Source organism: Flagellimonas abyssi, assembly GCF_019457905.1.
Classification (GTDB): domain Bacteria; phylum Bacteroidota; class Bacteroidia; order Flavobacteriales; family Flavobacteriaceae; genus Flagellimonas; species Flagellimonas abyssi.
This window is the reverse complement of sequence record NZ_JAHZSV010000080.1, coordinates 1-245: the sequence shown is the minus strand read 5'-3', so window position 1 is coordinate 245 and position 245 is coordinate 1. Positions and strand designations below refer to the sequence as shown.

Sequence of the window (245 nt, the reverse complement as noted above, 5' to 3'; positions counted from 1 at the left end):
GTTGAACGGCTTTGGGACGGGGCCTATGAACTGATCTATGCAACGAACAGTATTTTGGAGGGAGTCCAAAACTCCACGGAACTGGGGCAGGAGGATGTCCATCGATTTCTGGGCGAGGCCTATTTTTTGCGGGCGTTCCTTCATTTCCATTTAATGCAACTGTTCGGTCCGGTGCCCTTTATCGATTCGACCAATTTTGACATGAACAGTAAAGTAGGCCGTATGGATTTGGAGCCACTTTCCAT

Annotated in this window: 1 protein-coding gene; it reads left to right on the top strand. The window is 48.6% G+C overall.

Annotated features, from left to right (window positions below; genetic code table 11):
* A partial coding sequence (locus K1F36_RS19835; RefSeq protein WP_220115336.1) for a RagB/SusD family nutrient uptake outer membrane protein occupies positions 1–245 on the top strand: 245 nt, incomplete at both ends.